This is a genomic window from Mycobacterium paraffinicum, from assembly GCF_001907675.1.
Taxonomy (GTDB): domain Bacteria; phylum Actinomycetota; class Actinomycetes; order Mycobacteriales; family Mycobacteriaceae; genus Mycobacterium; species Mycobacterium paraffinicum_A.
On record NZ_MPNT01000013.1, the window covers coordinates 1 to 14,400 of the forward strand.

General features: G+C 69.3%; 12 protein-coding genes. 2 read left to right on the forward strand and 10 right to left on the reverse strand.

Annotated elements, in window-relative coordinates; translation table 11 throughout:
* Window positions 1-354, reverse strand: a 354-nt coding sequence (locus BRW65_RS15350; protein ID WP_208611812.1) for a universal stress protein, incomplete at its 3' end; no start/stop codon positions are given.
* 191 nt (window positions 355-545) lie between these two features.
* Between BRW65_RS15350 and otsB the strand changes: the two genes are divergently transcribed.
* Complete coding sequence (gene otsB, locus BRW65_RS15355) at window positions 546-4,178, forward strand: trehalose-phosphatase (RefSeq protein ID WP_432206428.1); 3,633 nt, start codon at window positions 546-548, stop codon at window positions 4,176-4,178.
* Window positions 4,179-4,294: 116 nt separating this feature from the next.
* Complete coding sequence (locus BRW65_RS15360; RefSeq protein ID WP_073875950.1) at window positions 4,295-5,086, forward strand: universal stress protein; 792 nt, start codon at window positions 4,295-4,297, stop codon at window positions 5,084-5,086.
* A gap of 6 nt (window positions 5,087-5,092) precedes the next feature.
* Here BRW65_RS15360 and BRW65_RS15365 read toward each other — a convergent pair whose 3' ends face one another.
* The 9 genes from BRW65_RS15365 to BRW65_RS15405 all read right to left on the reverse strand — a co-directional run bounded on the left by BRW65_RS15365 (window position 5,093) and on the right by BRW65_RS15405 (window position 14,260).
* Window positions 5,093-5,461, reverse strand: coding sequence for an STAS/SEC14 domain-containing protein (locus BRW65_RS15365; protein ID WP_073875951.1), 369 nt, complete (start codon window positions 5,459-5,461; stop codon window positions 5,093-5,095).
* Between the two features lie 29 nt (window positions 5,462-5,490).
* Window positions 5,491-6,369 carry a universal stress protein gene (locus tag BRW65_RS15370; RefSeq protein ID WP_073875953.1) on the reverse strand — a complete coding sequence of 293 codons (879 nt, stop codon included), beginning with the start codon at window positions 6,367-6,369 and terminating at the stop codon, window positions 5,491-5,493.
* Window positions 6,370-6,381: 12 nt separating this feature from the next.
* The gene (locus tag BRW65_RS15375) at window positions 6,382-6,909 is read right to left on the reverse strand and encodes a GNAT family N-acetyltransferase (RefSeq protein WP_167374044.1); all 528 of its coding nucleotides are present in this window, start codon (window positions 6,907-6,909) and stop codon (window positions 6,382-6,384) included.
* Window positions 6,910-6,993: 84 nt separating this feature from the next.
* Window positions 6,994-8,643 carry a GAF domain-containing sensor histidine kinase gene (locus BRW65_RS15380; protein WP_208611823.1) on the reverse strand — a complete coding sequence of 550 codons (1,650 nt, stop codon included), beginning with the start codon at window positions 8,641-8,643 and terminating at the stop codon, window positions 6,994-6,996.
* A gap of 182 nt (window positions 8,644-8,825) precedes the next feature.
* On the reverse strand, window positions 8,826-9,497 hold the full coding sequence (dosR, locus tag BRW65_RS15385; RefSeq protein ID WP_073875959.1) for a hypoxia response regulator transcription factor DosR/DevR: 672 nt from the start codon (window positions 9,495-9,497) through the stop codon (window positions 8,826-8,828).
* A 58-nt stretch (window positions 9,498-9,555) separates the two neighbouring features.
* Window positions 9,556-10,380 (reverse strand): universal stress protein, encoded by an 825-nt coding sequence (locus BRW65_RS15390; RefSeq protein ID WP_073875961.1) that lies wholly within the window; start codon window positions 10,378-10,380, stop codon window positions 9,556-9,558.
* A 1-nt stretch (window position 10,381) separates the two neighbouring features.
* A complete protein-coding gene (locus BRW65_RS15395) occupies window positions 10,382-11,173 on the reverse strand; it encodes a universal stress protein (RefSeq protein ID WP_244168103.1) in 792 nt (263 codons plus the stop codon).
* A 43-nt stretch (window positions 11,174-11,216) separates the two neighbouring features.
* A complete protein-coding gene (locus BRW65_RS15400; protein WP_073876216.1) occupies window positions 11,217-12,203 on the reverse strand; it encodes a 1-phosphofructokinase family hexose kinase in 987 nt (328 codons plus the stop codon).
* Window positions 12,204-12,220: 17 nt separating this feature from the next.
* On the reverse strand, window positions 12,221-14,260 hold the full coding sequence (locus BRW65_RS15405) for an erythromycin esterase family protein (RefSeq protein WP_139273129.1): 2,040 nt from the start codon (window positions 14,258-14,260) through the stop codon (window positions 12,221-12,223).
* Window positions 14,261-14,400: the final 140 nt, after the last annotated feature.

Below are 14,400 nucleotides of genomic sequence, written 5' to 3' on the forward strand. Positions count from 1 at the left end.
GCTGCCGACCACGATCATCTCGGCCTCTTTGGACATCTCGACCAGCGTGGGAACCGGGGGTGCACACCGCAGCTCGCTGCGGACGTCGATCTTGCGGTCCGTGGTGACGGCCTCCTCGGCGATCTTGACCGCGTGCTCGAGGACCTCGCGACCTTGCTCTTCCTGCCAGACGGCCACGCCGGTCGACAGCGGAAGGGCCGGATACATCGGCACCATCGCGTTCACCATGTGGACGACGGTCAGCGGGACGTGTCGCAGCGCCGCGTCACGGGCCGCCCAACATACTGCGGCGTTCGAAGCCGGCGATCCATCGATTCCGACGACGATGCCGTGGCGGTTTGCGAGTGTGGACATGATGTTCTCCCTCTCCTCGCCCAAAACGCTATGGCGGGACCGACCCTCGATCATGAGGCTTTAGTCACCAACCACATGGCCATGAGGCCCCCCTGCGCCGCCGAACCTTGACGGGCATCGGGCGCCGGCACATCGTCAGAGACGTGACTGAATGGCCTGTCACCGTGGATGGGCGTTACCACGACGCGGTGATCCTCGGACTTGACTGTGTAATCGAACAGACCGCGCCGGACGTCGTCGGGGCCCGCGATTCGACCGCGGTGTTGCTGCGGCGGCTGCGCGAGGCCGGCATCGCCGCCGCCGTCTATTCCTCGGGCCGCGACTGCGCGCCCCTGTTGCGCGCCGCGGGAATTGAGGAATTGGTGGACGTGGCCGTCTGCCCGGCAGAGTCCGCCGCGCAGGGCGACGCGGCGCTGACCGTGACGCTGGCGCGCCTCGGGGTGCGCCCGGTCCGGTGCGTCCTGGTCGACTGCGACGAGGGGGGAATCGCGGCGGGCCGGGACCACGGCTTCGGCCTCGTGATCGGCCTCGAGCGCAACGGGGGCGGGGACGGGTTGCTGTCCCTCGGGGCGGACACCGTCGTCGCCGACTTCGCCGGGATCACGGTGCGGCGCGGGGGCGCCCCGTTGTCGACCATCCCCGACGCGATGGGCGTCTACAGCCAGCTGAAGGAACTGGTGGCCAGCCGCCGACCGGCGGTGTTTCTCGACTTCGACGGCACGCTGTCCGAGATCGTGGCCCACCCCGCGTCCGCAACGCCGGTCGAGGGCGCGCCCGAAGCGCTGCGCGAACTGGCGGCGCAGTGCCCCGTCGCGGTGATCAGCGGCCGCGACCTGGACGATCTTCGCGAACGCGTGCGGGTCGACGGAATCTGGTACGCGGGCAGCCACGGCTTCGAGCTCGTCGCACCGGACGGAACCCACCACGAGAACGCCGACGCCCTCGGCGCCATCGACGCGCTGGCGCGTGCGGCCGACCGATTGGCGGAGGAGCTCGCCGACGTCCCGGGGATCCACTTGGAGCCCAAGAGGTTTGCGGTCGCGGTCCACTACCGCCACGTCGACCCGGAACAAGTCGACGGAGTGATCGCGACGGTGCGCAGACTCGCGCGATCGGAATGCCTGCGGATCACGATGGGCCGCAGGGTCATCGAGCTACGCCCCAGCCTCGACTGGGACAAGGGCACGACGCTCAACTGGATCCTCGAACACATCCAGGGCACGGGCGGCGACGCGGTGTTGCCGATCTACGTCGGCGACGACATCACCGACGAAGACGCCTTCGATGCGGTGCAATTCGACGGGGTAGGAATTGCGGTGCGGCACAACGAGGATGGCGATCGCCCGTCCGCCGCGTTCGTCAGCCTGGCGGATCCGTTCGCGGTGTGCGAGTTCGTCCGGCGGCTGGCCGACGACCTGCACGAGGCGTCGGCCGCGCCCAACGATGCGTGGGAACTGGTCTATGAGGGTTATGACCCCACCTACGAGCGCCTGCGCGAAACGCTGTGCACCGTGGGCAACGGATACCTGGCCAGCCGCGGCTGCGCCCCGGAGGCGACCGCGACCGAGGCACACTACCCGGGGACGTACGCTGCGGGCGTCTACAACACGCTGGCCGATCGCGTCGCGGGCCGGACGATCGAGAACGAAAGCCTGGTCAACCTGCCCAACTGGTTGCCGCTGACCTTCCGGATCAACGGCGGGCCCTGGTTTCACATCGACGACGCCGAGTTGTTGTTCTACCGGCAGACATTCGACCTGCGGCACGCGACGCTGACGCGCACGCTGCGATTCTCCGATGGTGAGGGCCGGATCACGAGAATGACCCAACAGCGGTTCGCATCCATGCACGAGCCGCACCTGCTCGCCATGCAGACCACGGTCGTCGCGGAGAACTGGTCGGGCACCGTCGAGTTCCGCTCCCTGCTGGACGGCGGCGTGGGCAATACCATGGTCGAGCGCTACCGCTCGCTGTCGAGCAGGCATCTCACGTCGTCGACGATCGACGAATTCGCCGACGAGTCGGTGATTTTGCGGACCGAGACCTCGCAGTCGCGCATCGCCATCGCGGTGGCCGCCCGCACCACCGTGTGGTGCGATGACGTCCGCGCCGACGCGCAGTACAAGATCGTGGCCGAACCCGACCGTGGCGGGCACGACATCCAGGTGGCGCTGGCCGCAGGCCTATCCGTCACCTGCGAGAAAATCGCGGCCGTCTTCACGGGCCGGGACAACGCGATATCCGAGCCGGCGAGCACCGCGCAGCTAGACCTCGATGCCGCCGGCCGGTACGCCGAGCTGCATCGTCAGCACGCCCGGGCCTGGGACCTGTTGTGGGAACAATGCGCCATCGGCCTGACCGACGGAGCCGACGCGCTGCGGATCCTGCGGTTGCACCTGGTGCACCTGCTGCAGACCCTCTCACCGCACACCGCCGAACTCGACGCCGGGGTGCCGGCCAGGGGCCTGCACGGCGAGGCCTACCGCGGACACGTCTTCTGGGACTCGCTGTTCGTTTCCCCGGTGCTGAGCGTGCGCATGCCCAATGTGGCACGCTCCCTGCTGATTTACCGATATCGGCGCCTGCCCGAGGCCCGCCGGGCGGCGCGCCGGGCCGGTTATCTTGGCGCGATGTACCCCTGGCAGTCGGGCAGCGACGGGCGCGAGGTGAGCCAGGAAGTGCACCTCAACCCGGAGTCCGGCCGCTGGAATCCGGATGCCAGCGCCCGGGCGCATCACGTGGGTCTCGCCATCGCCTACAACACCTGGCAGCACTACCAGGTGACCGGCGACCGGCAGTTCCTCGTCGACTACGGCGCCGAGATGCTGGTCGAGATCGCGCGCTTCTGGGTGGGCCTGGCCAGCTTCGACGAGACTCGCGGCCGCTACACGATCAAGGGCATCGTCGGCCCCGACGAGTTCCATTCGGGTTATCCGGGAAAGGAATACGACGGGATCGACAACAACGCGTACACCAATGTCATGGCGGTCTGGGCCATCCTGCGGGCGATGGACGCCTTGGACCTGCTGCCGCTGCGGGACCGCCTGGACCTCGTCGGGAAGATCGACCTGACCAGCGACGAGCTCGGCCGGTGGGAGCACGTGACGCGGCGCATGTTCGTCCCCTTCCACGACAACGTGATCAGCCAGTTCGAGGGCTATTCGCAACTGGCTGAGCTGGATTGGGGCCAATACCGGCAGCGGTACGGCAACATCCAGCGGCTCGACCGCATCCTGGAGGCCGAGAACGACAGCGTGAACAACTACAAGGCCTCCAAGCAGGCCGACGTGTTGATGCTGTTCTACCTGCTGTCGTCGGACGAGTTGCTGGCTCTGTTCGGCCGGCTGGGCTACCGCTTCACGCCCGAGCGGATCCCGGAGACGGTGGACTACTACCTCGCGCGCACCTCGGAGGGATCGACGCTTTCCGCCCTGGTCCATTCGTGGGTGCTCACCCGCGCCAATCGGCACCACGCGATGAAGTACTTCGTGCAGGTGCTCGCGTCCGACATCGTCGACATCCAGGGCGGCACCACGGCGGAGGGGATACACCTGGCCGCGATGGCCGGCAGCATCGACCTGCTGCAACGGTGTTTCACCGGACTGGAGACCCGCGACGACCGGCTGATCCTGAGCCCGCAATGGCCGAAGGCGCTGGAACCGATCGAGTTTCCCTTCGTCTATCGCGGCCAACGGCTGCACCTTCGGGTCAGCGGGCGGGCGGCCGAGCTGACGTCCGAGGCCGGCAACAGCGCATCGGTCATGGTGGAATGCCGAGGCCGCGTGCACGGGCTGCTCCCCGGGCGCACCGTCGAGGTCGCCTGAGGCCGGTGACCTATGCCCGCGAACGGGGGCCGAACGGCCCTGCTGAACCGGGCCGCGTGCTCATAACGTGACCAGTGCCGGGCCTTCGGGGGGCCCCCGCCAGCCAGGAGGACGCGATGAACAATCCGCAGCAGCGGATCGTAGTGGGTATCGACGGCTCGGACGCCGCGATCAATGCGGCCAAGTGGGCCGCCGCCGAGGCCCTCAGCCGTAACGTCCCGCTTCGGCTGATTCACGCCGTCCCCCGGCGGAACGCCGGTGACGACAGCCTGGACATCCAATACGCCCAAACCGCGCTGCGCGCCGCCGATGCTGCGCTTCAGGCCACGGGTCAGCCGGTCAAGGTCGAATGCGACATCGTGCGCGGTTCGTCTGAGGACGCGCTGATCGACGAATCACGCGGTGCGGCAATGGTTTGCGTGGGCTCGGTCGGCACGGGCTGGGTGGCGCGCAAGGTCCTGGGCTCGACCGCGGACACCCTGGCACACCGGGCGCACTGCCCGGTGGCCGTGATCCGCAGCCGCCGCGGCGCCGAGCCGGATGACGGATTCGTCGCGGTCGCCGTCGGCGAATCGGCCGGCAACGACGCCGTGCTCGAGCACGGCTTTCGCGAGGCGCGCCTGCGTGAGGCGCCGATCCTGGCGATGGGCGTCTGGCGGTGGGGCCTCGGCGAGATTCCCTACAGCCAGCTGCAACAGCGCCTCGGCCCCTGGGTGGCGCGGCACCGCGAGGTGCACGTCCAGCCCGCCGCGGCCAGGCGGGGCGCGGCCGAATTCCTCGCGCACACAAGCGATCCCGTTCAGCTCGCGGTGGTGGGCGGCGACGACGCGGACAAGGTCGCCCGCATCGTGGGACCGATCACCGCGCTCGGAAACGGGGGGTGTTCGGTGCTGGTCGTGCGTGACTGACGGCGACTACCCGGCCGCCCATTGGGCGGCCTTGTCCAGCTCGTCCAGTGAGAAGATGGCGAACTCGCCGGGGACCAGCCACGCCACGGCGTGCAGGACGTGGGCGACCCAATCCTTGTCCGAGACCACCGCGATCCGCTTGAACGCCGAATGGTGCGGCAGCACGGTGCCCAAGCCCAGCTTGACGTCCTCGAGGAAGCCACCCGGCCCGAATCCCTCGTAATCGGGCGCGATCACCTCGACGATCCGGACCTCACCCGTCTGTAGCACCCGCTCGATCTCGGGTTTGACGTCACGCAGCTCGTCGCCGCGCAGCCGGCCCGACACCCGGATGCCGATGACCTTCTCCGGCATGTCCGGCAGCAGTTCGATCATTTCTCAGCCTCCTCGGTCATGGTTTCTTGTCAACGGACAACCAACACGGGCACGCGCGCCGACTGCGCCACGGCAGAACTCACCGAGCCGAGCAACATTCCGGGGAATCCCCCGCGGCCGCGGCTACCGACCACCACCAGCTGAGCGCGTTCGGACTCCTTCAGCAGCCACTCGGACGGCTTGTCGCAGAACAGTTTCCGTTCGATGCGCACGTCCGGGTAGCGGTCCTGCCAGCCGGCCAGGCGTTCGGCCAGGGTTTCGGCCGCCTGGATCTCGCGGTCGTGCCAGTCCATGCCCAGGATGGGGAACACCCCCACGTCGCTCCAGACGTGCACCGCAACCAGCCCTACCCCCCTGCGCGAGGCCTCGTCGAAGGCCAGAGCGGTCGCGTCCTCCGACGCGGGGGACCCGTCGACGCCGAGGACCACGGGCGCGCCGGGATCCGGCGCAGCGCCTTCGGCGGAGTGAATGACCGCGACCGGGCAGTGGGCGTAGTGCACGAGACCCGCGGTCACCGAGCCCAACAGCAGGCGCCCCACCGCGCCGAGCCCCTGGCTTCCGGCGACGATCATCCGGGCATCGTTGGAGGCCTCGACCAGCGCCGGGACAATCGCCGAATACACCGTCTCGGTGTGGATTTCCGGCGGCGCGGAGCTGCCCACGCTGGCGTTGAGCGTCTTGCGGGCCTGGTCGATGACGTGCTTAGCGCTGTCCTGCTGCCACTCGGGCATGTCCGCGTACAGCTGCCCCACCGGCCAGCCGACCACGACCGGGGGAACCGCGTGCACCAGCGTGATGGGCAGATCACGCAGGAGGGCCTCCCGAGTACCCCAGGCCACGGCGGCGTCGGATGCCGCCGACCCGTCGACACAGACCAGGACGCCGTATTTCTTCGCGCCTTGCGTCATTTTTCCGCTCCTCTACACGTCGTCGAATTCGGGAAGCTCGATCTCGAGATGGCGAACCGATCCGTAATCGATTGGCCGGCAAGGCCAGCCGAGATCGAAGAAGACCGTGAGCATCAGGTGATTCTCCCCGAGGACGTCGGCGATGAACCTTTCGACGCCGTTGGATCGAGCGACCGGGGCCAGGTGCTTGAGCAGGGCCGTTCCCACGCCCACCGAATGATCCTGGTGCGCCACCACGATCGCCACCTCGGCCACCTGCGGATCGTCGACGACGACGCAGTGCGCCACGCCGATCAGCCGGTCGGCGTCGAAGGCGCCGAGGGCGTACACCCCGTCCGGGGGCTCGGTCAGCTTCGCGACGAGCTCGTGCAGCGGCAACAGCTGCAGCGTGAAGAAGCGAAAGTACCGGTCATGGTCGGACAGGCGCTCATGAAGCGCCAAAACGGCCTCGGCGTCGGCGACGGTCAAAGCACGCAACGACACCAGGCGTCCGTCGAGCAGCCGAGCAGTTTCCGTGGCGTCCACCGACCGATCACTCACGACACCGACCGTAATCCCGGGCGGCGCCCTCGGGCAGGGCCGTTAGACCCAAGGGCCGCCCCCTTTGGTCCCGCCGGGGCGCCCCTACTGATCGATGAGCGGGGCGACCCAGTGCACGCGAGTGCCGCCCTCGGGTGGGCCGGTGATCTCGCAGGCACCGCCGAGTTGTTCGGCGCGGCGCCTCATGTTGGCCAGGCCGCTGCTGCGCGTATTGCCGTCGGGGATTCCGGAGCCGTTGTCGATGATGTCCAGCACGAACATGTCGGCGACGCTGATCTCGACGGTCAGCCGCGATCCGCCGGAATGCCGCAGGGCGTTGCTGACGGCTTCCGCCGTCACCGCTTCGGCGTGGTCGGCAAGCTCACCGCCGACGGCGGTCATCGGCCCGTGCATGCGCACGGTGGTCACGACGTCGCGACTCTCGGTCAGGTCCGCGACCACCTGTTGGATGCGGCGGCGGAAGTCGCCGTTCTTGCCCAGCGGGGATTTCAGCTGGAAGATCGTCGTGCGGATCTCCTCGATGATGGTCTGCAGGTCGTCGAGGGTGCGGTTGAGCCGGTCGGCGACCTCCGGGGAGCGCGACCGCGCCAGGGTTCCCTGCAGGTCCATGCCGGCGGCGAAAAGCCGCTGGATGACGTGGTCGTGCAGGTCGTGCGCGATGCGTTCCCGCTCGGCCAGGATGGTCAGCTGCCGCGCGTCGTCGCGGGCCGACGCGAGCACCAGCGCCATCGCCGCGTGCGTAGCGAAATCGTTGACCAGGTCGAGGTAACTGTCGTCGAACGGCGGCTGGTCGGCGCCGCGGGCGATGGCGATGACGCCGACGACCTCGTCGCGCGCGCGCAGCGGCATCAGGATCGCCGGGCGCTGTCCCACGTCGGTGAAGGCCTGGATCGGGTACCGCAACGTCTCGGTGATCATCGGTTTGCCGGAGCGGAACACGGTGCCGCTGGTGGAGGCGTCCACCGGGATCCGTTGGCCGACCACGTCGTCGGCATGCAGCCCGACCGCCGCGGAGACCACGAGCGTGTCGACCTCGTCGTCGGGCAGGTCGGGGTCGCCGGGCACCAGGACGATCGCCTGCTCGGCGTCGGTCAGGATGCGGGCCTGCTCGGCGATCAGCTGCAGCGGGCGCCGGTGCGGGGCGGCGCTGGACAGCAGCGCGGTGGTGATCTCGCGGCTGGCCTCCATCCACTTGACGGCCGTCCGCTCGCGTTGGAAGACCTGCGCGTTGTCGATGGCGACCGCGGCGGCGAACGCCAGGGCGCGGGCGGCCACCTCGTCGGAATCGGAGAACACCCGCTGCGGATCGACGTGGGTGAGGTAGAGGTTTCCGAACACGGTGCCGCGGATGGTGATCGGCACCGCGAGGAAGGCGCGCATCGGGGGGTGGTGTTCGGGGAACCCGACGGCGGCCGGATGCGCGGTCAGATCCGCCATGCGCAGGGCCGGCGTGTCCAGCAGCGACAGGCTCAGCAACCCCTTGCCGAACGGCAGGTGCCCGATGCGGGACACCGTGTCGGCGTCCATGCCCTCGTGGACGAACCTGACGAGGTTGCCCTCGGGATCACGGATGGCCAGGGCGCCGTAGGGCGCCGAGGTCAGCTTCCGCGCCGCGCCGATGATCCGGTGCAGCGTGGCGTCGAGGTCGAGGCCCGCGCCGATCTCGACGATGACACGGAGCAAGAGCTCCATCTGGTCGCGGGCGGCCAGCAACTCGTCGAGCTGCTCGTGCATTCGCCCGACCAACCCGCGCTGGCCGAGTCCGGCGAATGCCGAGCCGCTGTCGTCGCTCGTCACCCCGTCAAACCTCCACGACACTTTTGCTCAATGTCAGATGGCAAGATCAGCGTAGACGCAATTTGTCAAGCGCCCAAGCAAAGAGTTCGTTCCATGAGGGGGCCCGGTGCGCTTGGCGGCTAGTCGGCCGGCGCGTCCGTCGGCGGCTGGGCATGCCCGGGCCGTTGGTCCAGCTTCGACGCGAACACCGCCGCCTGGGTGCGGCGCTCCATGCCGAGTTTGGCGAGCAACCGCGACACGTAATTCTTCACCGTCTTCTCGGCGAGGAACATTCGGGCGGCGATCTGCCTGTTGGTCAGGCCCTCGCTGAGCAGGCCAAGCAGCGTTCGCTCCTGCTCGGTGAGGCCGGACAGCGGGTCTTCGCGTTCGGCCGCGCCGCGAAGCTTCGCCATCAGCGCGGCCGCGGCCCTGTTGTCCAGCAGCGACTTGCCCGCGCCGACCTCCTTGATGGCGTGGGCAAGCTCCATGCCCTTGATGTCCTTGACCACGTAGCCGCTGGCGCCGGCCAGGATGGCCTCCAACATCGCCTCGTCGGAGGTGAATGACGTCAACATCAGGCAGCGCAGGTCGGGGTGATCGGAGACCAGGTCCCGGCACAGCTCGATGCCGTTGCCGTCGGGTAGCCGCACGTCGAGGACGGCGACGTCGGGCTGCAGCGCCGGGATCCGCGCCTTCGCCTCGGAGACGGAGCCCGCCTCGCCGACGATTTCGAGGTCGGGGTCCGATGCCAGCAGGTCGGCGAGACCGCGCCGGACGACCTCGTGGTCGTCGACCAGGAAAACCTTGACCATTAAGAACCCTTCCGATGGGCGTACGACCTCAATATCACACATCCATCATCGCCCGAGCTCACAAATGTTGCCGATTCACGACCAACAGCGAACAACGGACTTCCTGCATCACCGAGCTGCCGACCGGTCCGACGAGTTCGGCCACATGCAGACGATCGTGGGCGCCGACGATCACCAATCCCACCGGCCCGGCTGGGGCGGCGAGGTACTCGAGCAGGCCCGCGTGGATCGCCAAGGCTTCGACCCGGAGCTGCGGATGGCATCGCTTCCAGTGCGCCAGCCGGCGATCCAGGTCGGCGAGCGCCCGGCGATCGGCCTCGCTGCCCCACACGCCGTGTTCGCTCGGCGCGGTTCGCCGCGAGACGACTGCCTGGAGGGCGGCGCCGCGCAGCAGGGCCTCGTCGACCGCGGCGCCCAGCAACTCCGAGTCCGGGGACCCGTCGATTTCGACGACCGCCTTTGCGCCGGATTGCCGGCGGCGATCGTCGCGGCCGCGGACGATCGCCACCGGGCAGTGCGCCGAGACGGCCAGCGCCGCGGCGGTGGAGCCGACCCGGCCGGGTTGAAAGTGGCGCAGCCCGACGGCTCCCACGCAGACCATGGCCGCCGACGCCGAGGAGCGGATCAGCGACCCTACCGCGGGTCCGTGGACGATCTCCGTCTCGATGGCCACCGGCCGGCCCGCGGCCCGGATCGCGCTCACCGCATGGGCGAGGGCGAGTTCCGCCGTTTGTTCGCCGCCCCCGGGCTCGGTCGCACAGAGCAGGCGCAACGGAACGTCACGACTCACCGCCTCGTCGACCCCCCACAGGGCCGCACGGATCGCCGCCTTGGAACCATCGACGCCGGCGACGACCGACTTGGTGGGGGCGGGCGCTGTCATCTCAGTGGCGGACCACGAGCACCGAGCAGTCCGGGTAGCCGACGATCGGATGGCAGTTCGGGGTGACCAGCCCCGCGATCTCGTCGGCATCGGCACTGCCGACCACCGCGAGTTCGATTGTGCCGCCTGGCTTTTCGCTGGGCTTGGTGCCGGTGCCCGCGGCGACGGTCTGGACGCGGACGTCCGGATAACGACGGACCCAGCTGTTCAGCCGGCGGTCGATCTGCCGGACGGTGGCGTGCCGGCGTCGCCCCTCCTCCATGGCCTGGTGTACCACCTCGTCGTTGTCGGGCTCGTCGTTGAGCACGACGGCGATCACCCCGAGCTCCGTCGGCGACCCGTCGGGATTGGTGCGGATGATCGCGACCGGACAGTGCGCGCGCGCCACCAAGCCGGCCGCGGTCGGGCCCAACAGCCCGTCGGAAGCCCATCCCCGCCTGGCGGTGCCCACGCAGACCAGGGCCGCCTCTTGCGATTGGTCGATCAACGCCTGCGCGGGATCCCCGGAGACGATCGCCGTCTCGATCTCGACCGCCTTGCGCTCGCCCTGGATGGCGCACTCCGCTTCGGACAGCGCGATTTCCCCGCGTTCGACTTCCCATTCGGTGGTGAAGCCCGATCCGGCGCGCCCCGCACGCGGGGGGATGACGTAGATCAGGCGCAGCGGCAGTTGGCGGCCGATCGCCTCGTCGATCGCCCACTTCGCGGCGTTGACCGCGGCTTTCGAGCCGTTGACGCCCACGACCACGGCCTTGGCGTCCAGCTGGTTCATGTCGGCTCCCGATGGTTCCATTCGCCTTCAGGCTATTGCGCCGCCGGCCGCGACGGAGGGGCCGTTAGGCCTTAGCCGCGAAGTCGTTCGGCCCCACCTCCGCCGGTTCGGTGACAAGCTCGAACAACCGCTCGACGTCGACGCGCTCGAAGACCGCCGTACCGGGCGTCATCAGCATCGCCGCGCCCGCCGCGATCCCGTAACGAACGGACTTGGTGAGCGGCCACCCGCGCGTGATACCCACCGTGATCGCGGCGACCATCGCGTCGCCGGCCCCGACACCGCTGCCGCTTCGCATCGGGACCGCCGGAAAGCGCTGGCTCGCATGGCGTGTCGCGAGCAGCGCGCCGTAGGACCCCAGGGACACCACGACGACCTGCGCGTGGCCGCTGTCGATCAGCTGATGGGCGGCGGCCAACTGCTCGGACTCGGTGGCGAGCCGGCGGCCGACGCATTCCCTCAGCTCGCGCACGCTCGCCTTGAGCAGGTACACGCCTGAGGAGATGTGCTGCAGGCCGCCGCCGGAGGTGTCCAGAATCAGCTTCACGCCTAACTCCCGGCAGATGTCGGCGACCCGCTGGTAGTAGTCGGCCGGGACACCCGGCGGCAGGCTGCCGCTTGCCACAACGACTTCGGCCGCTTGGGCGGCGGCCCGCAATTCCTCGAGGCACTGCTCCTGCTCGAACGTGTTGAGCTCCGGCCCCGGCAGGACGAACCGGTATTGCTGGCCGGTGCTGGTCTCGTTGACGGTGAAGCTCTCGCGGGTCTGGGCGGCGATCGGGATCTGCAGAAACGGCACCTCCGCCTCGCCGAGCAGCGTGGTGACGAGACCACCGTGCGACCCGCCCGCCGGAAACACCGCCAACACCGGGCTGCCGAGGACCTTCGCGATCCGCGCCACGTTGATGCCGCCGCCGCCCGGGTCGTAACGCGTCGCCGAGCAGCGCAACTTGTCGGTCGGCCGCACGACGCCCACGCTCGTGGTGATGTCGAGCGCGGGATTCATGGTCAACGTGACGATTCTTCGGCTCAGCGCCCGGTCGGCCGGCATCTTCACGTCCCCCGCGCCTAGAGCCCGCTCGGGTACGTTTCCGGCGTCTCGCCGGCGACCCACAGGCTGGTGACCTCCAAAGGTTCCAGCGCCCGCGTCCGGTCGATGTGAATCATCGCGTCGAACTGGTCGGCGGGCCGGACATGGAAGTAGTGGCTCTGCCGTTCGGTCTCGGGCCGGTAGATCACCCCGATGGCGCGCCCCAGCCGGACCGCGCTCAGCGGTTCCGCGGCCCCCGGATTGATGTGCGGCGACACCAGGAACGCCGCCCTGCCCGTTTCGTGCAGGAGTTCTTCGACGCTCCCGTTGAGCGCCGGGCGGACGACCTTGCGCTCGGCGATGCCGCCCCAGTCGCTGGCGGCGGTGACGGTGCCCGCGTAGGTGCTGAAGCCCAGCAGGCGTGCCTCGTCGCCGTGCCGTTGCCGGACCAGTTGTCCGAGCGTGAGCTGGCCATCGGCCCACACCTCGGTGGCGCGCGCGTCGCCGACGTGGGAGTTGTGGGCCCACACCACGATTCGCGCGGACGGCACGTCCTGGTGGCGGTCGAGATGCTTCAGCAGCGCCTCGAGCGTCTGCGCCATGTGTTTGTCGCGCAGGTTCCACGAGGTGACCCGCCCGCTGAACATCGCCCGGTAGTAAACCTCCGCGTTGTGCACCGTCTGCGCGTTCTGGTGGGCGTAGAACAGTTCGTCCTCGGCGAGCAGACCGTCCCTGCGCGCGTAGGCCAGCGCGTTGCGCTGGATCTCGACGAGTTGATCGATCGCTTCCTTCTCGCACGACGGGCCGGCGCCGAAGGCCGCCGAGAAGCCGTACGCCTGACCGTCATCCGCGGAGGCGTGGTCGAAGCACGCGTAACGTTCCCGCGCCCGCGCCGCCGCATTGGGGTCGATCTTGTCGAGGTAGCCGATCACCTCCTGCAGCGACCGGTGCAGGCTGTAGAGATCCAGGCCGTAGAAGCCGGCCTGCCGCTGGCCGTTGTTCTCGTGCAGCCGATTTCGGGCGCGCAGCCACTCGACGAAGTCACGGACGACGGTGTTGCGCCACATCCAGGCGGGAAAGCGCTCGAAGCCGCTCAACGCCTCGTCGGCCCCGGCGTCGTCGCCGGTGCCGCGAACGTAGCGGTTCACCCGGTACGCGTCGGGCCAGTCCGCCTCCGCCGCGACGGCGCAGAAGCCCTTCTCCTCGATCAGCCACTTGGTGATCTCGGCCCGCGCTTCGTAGAACTCGTGTGTGCCGTGCGAACTTTCGCCGATCAGCACGATGCGCGCGTCACCGATGAGGGCTTCCAGGGCCGCGCGCGGCGGGACGCCCGCCGGCGCGTCGATGGCGACCCGACTGATCACCTCGGCCGGCGTGCGCGCCCCGGGACTCCGCGGCGCCTCGGTCGTCGGCGTGGCGAGCAGCCGGCGGACCTCGTCGTCGGTGACCTGGCGGAAGTCCCAGAACGACTCGCCGACCGCGAGGAACGGGGTCGGCATGCTCGCGCACACCACATCGTCGACCTGGCCGGCGAATTCCCGGCACGTCGATTCCGGTGCCGCCGGTACGGCGATGACGATGTGCGCGGGCTCGGCTTCGCGTAGCGCCTGCACCGCCGCGGACATGCTTGCGCCGGTGGCCAATCCGTCGTCGACCAGGATGACCGTCTTTCCGGCCACTTCGACGGGTGGGCGCCCGTCGCGGTAGGCGGCCTCGCGCCGGATCAGTTCGCGACCCTCCCGCTCGGCGACCGCGCGCAACTCCTGCGGTGTGATGCGCAGTCCCCGCACGACGTCGTCGTTGACCACGACCCGGCCCCCGCTCGCCAATGCGCCCACCGCGAACTCCTCGTGGCCGGGCGCGCCCAGCTTGCGCACGATGAAGGCGTCGAGCGGCGCGTGCAGCGCCGCCGCCACCTCCCATGCGACGGGTATGCCGCCCCGCGCCAGGCCCAGCACGATCACGTCAGGCCGGTCGCGGTAGGCCCCGAGGAGGTTGGCCAGCACCCGGCCGGCCTCGCTGCGGTCGCGGAACACGCGGCGCGGCGAGCGCCGCGTGGCGTCGGCCGCTCTGGTCATCACGCACCGCTCCGCTCGGCGGCCGGACGGGGAAGGGTCGTCACGGTCATCTCCTCGATCCCTTTCACCATTGACGACTTTCATCCGACCAGTCCGCCGTAATCGGCGGTAGGGACCGAAGTCCCGGGCTTGCGGGTCGT

Coding starts and splice junctions, on each gene's coding strand:
- BRW65_RS15380 (WP_208611823.1), bottom strand. CDS start 8,643: ATGCACGAGCAGCTCGACGAGTTGCTGGCCGCCCGCGACCAGATGGAG.
- BRW65_RS15365 (WP_073875951.1), bottom strand. CDS start 5,461: ATGATCGAACTGCTGCCGGACATGCCGGAGAAGGTCATCGGCATCCGG.
- BRW65_RS15400 (WP_073876216.1), bottom strand. CDS start 12,203: ATGCCGGCCGACCGGGCGCTGAGCCGAAGAATCGTCACGTTGACCATG.
- BRW65_RS15405 (WP_139273129.1), bottom strand. CDS start 14,260: ATGACCAGAGCGGCCGACGCCACGCGGCGCTCGCCGCGCCGCGTGTTC.
- BRW65_RS15360 (WP_073875950.1), top strand. CDS start 4,295: ATGAACAATCCGCAGCAGCGGATCGTAGTGGGTATCGACGGCTCGGAC.
- BRW65_RS15370 (WP_073875953.1), bottom strand. CDS start 6,369: ATGACGCAAGGCGCGAAGAAATACGGCGTCCTGGTCTGTGTCGACGGG.
- BRW65_RS15395 (WP_244168103.1), bottom strand. CDS start 11,173: ATGGAACCATCGGGAGCCGACATGAACCAGCTGGACGCCAAGGCCGTG.
- dosR (WP_073875959.1), bottom strand. CDS start 9,497: ATGGTCAAGGTTTTCCTGGTCGACGACCACGAGGTCGTCCGGCGCGGT.
- BRW65_RS15390 (WP_073875961.1), bottom strand. CDS start 10,380: ATGACAGCGCCCGCCCCCACCAAGTCGGTCGTCGCCGGCGTCGATGGT.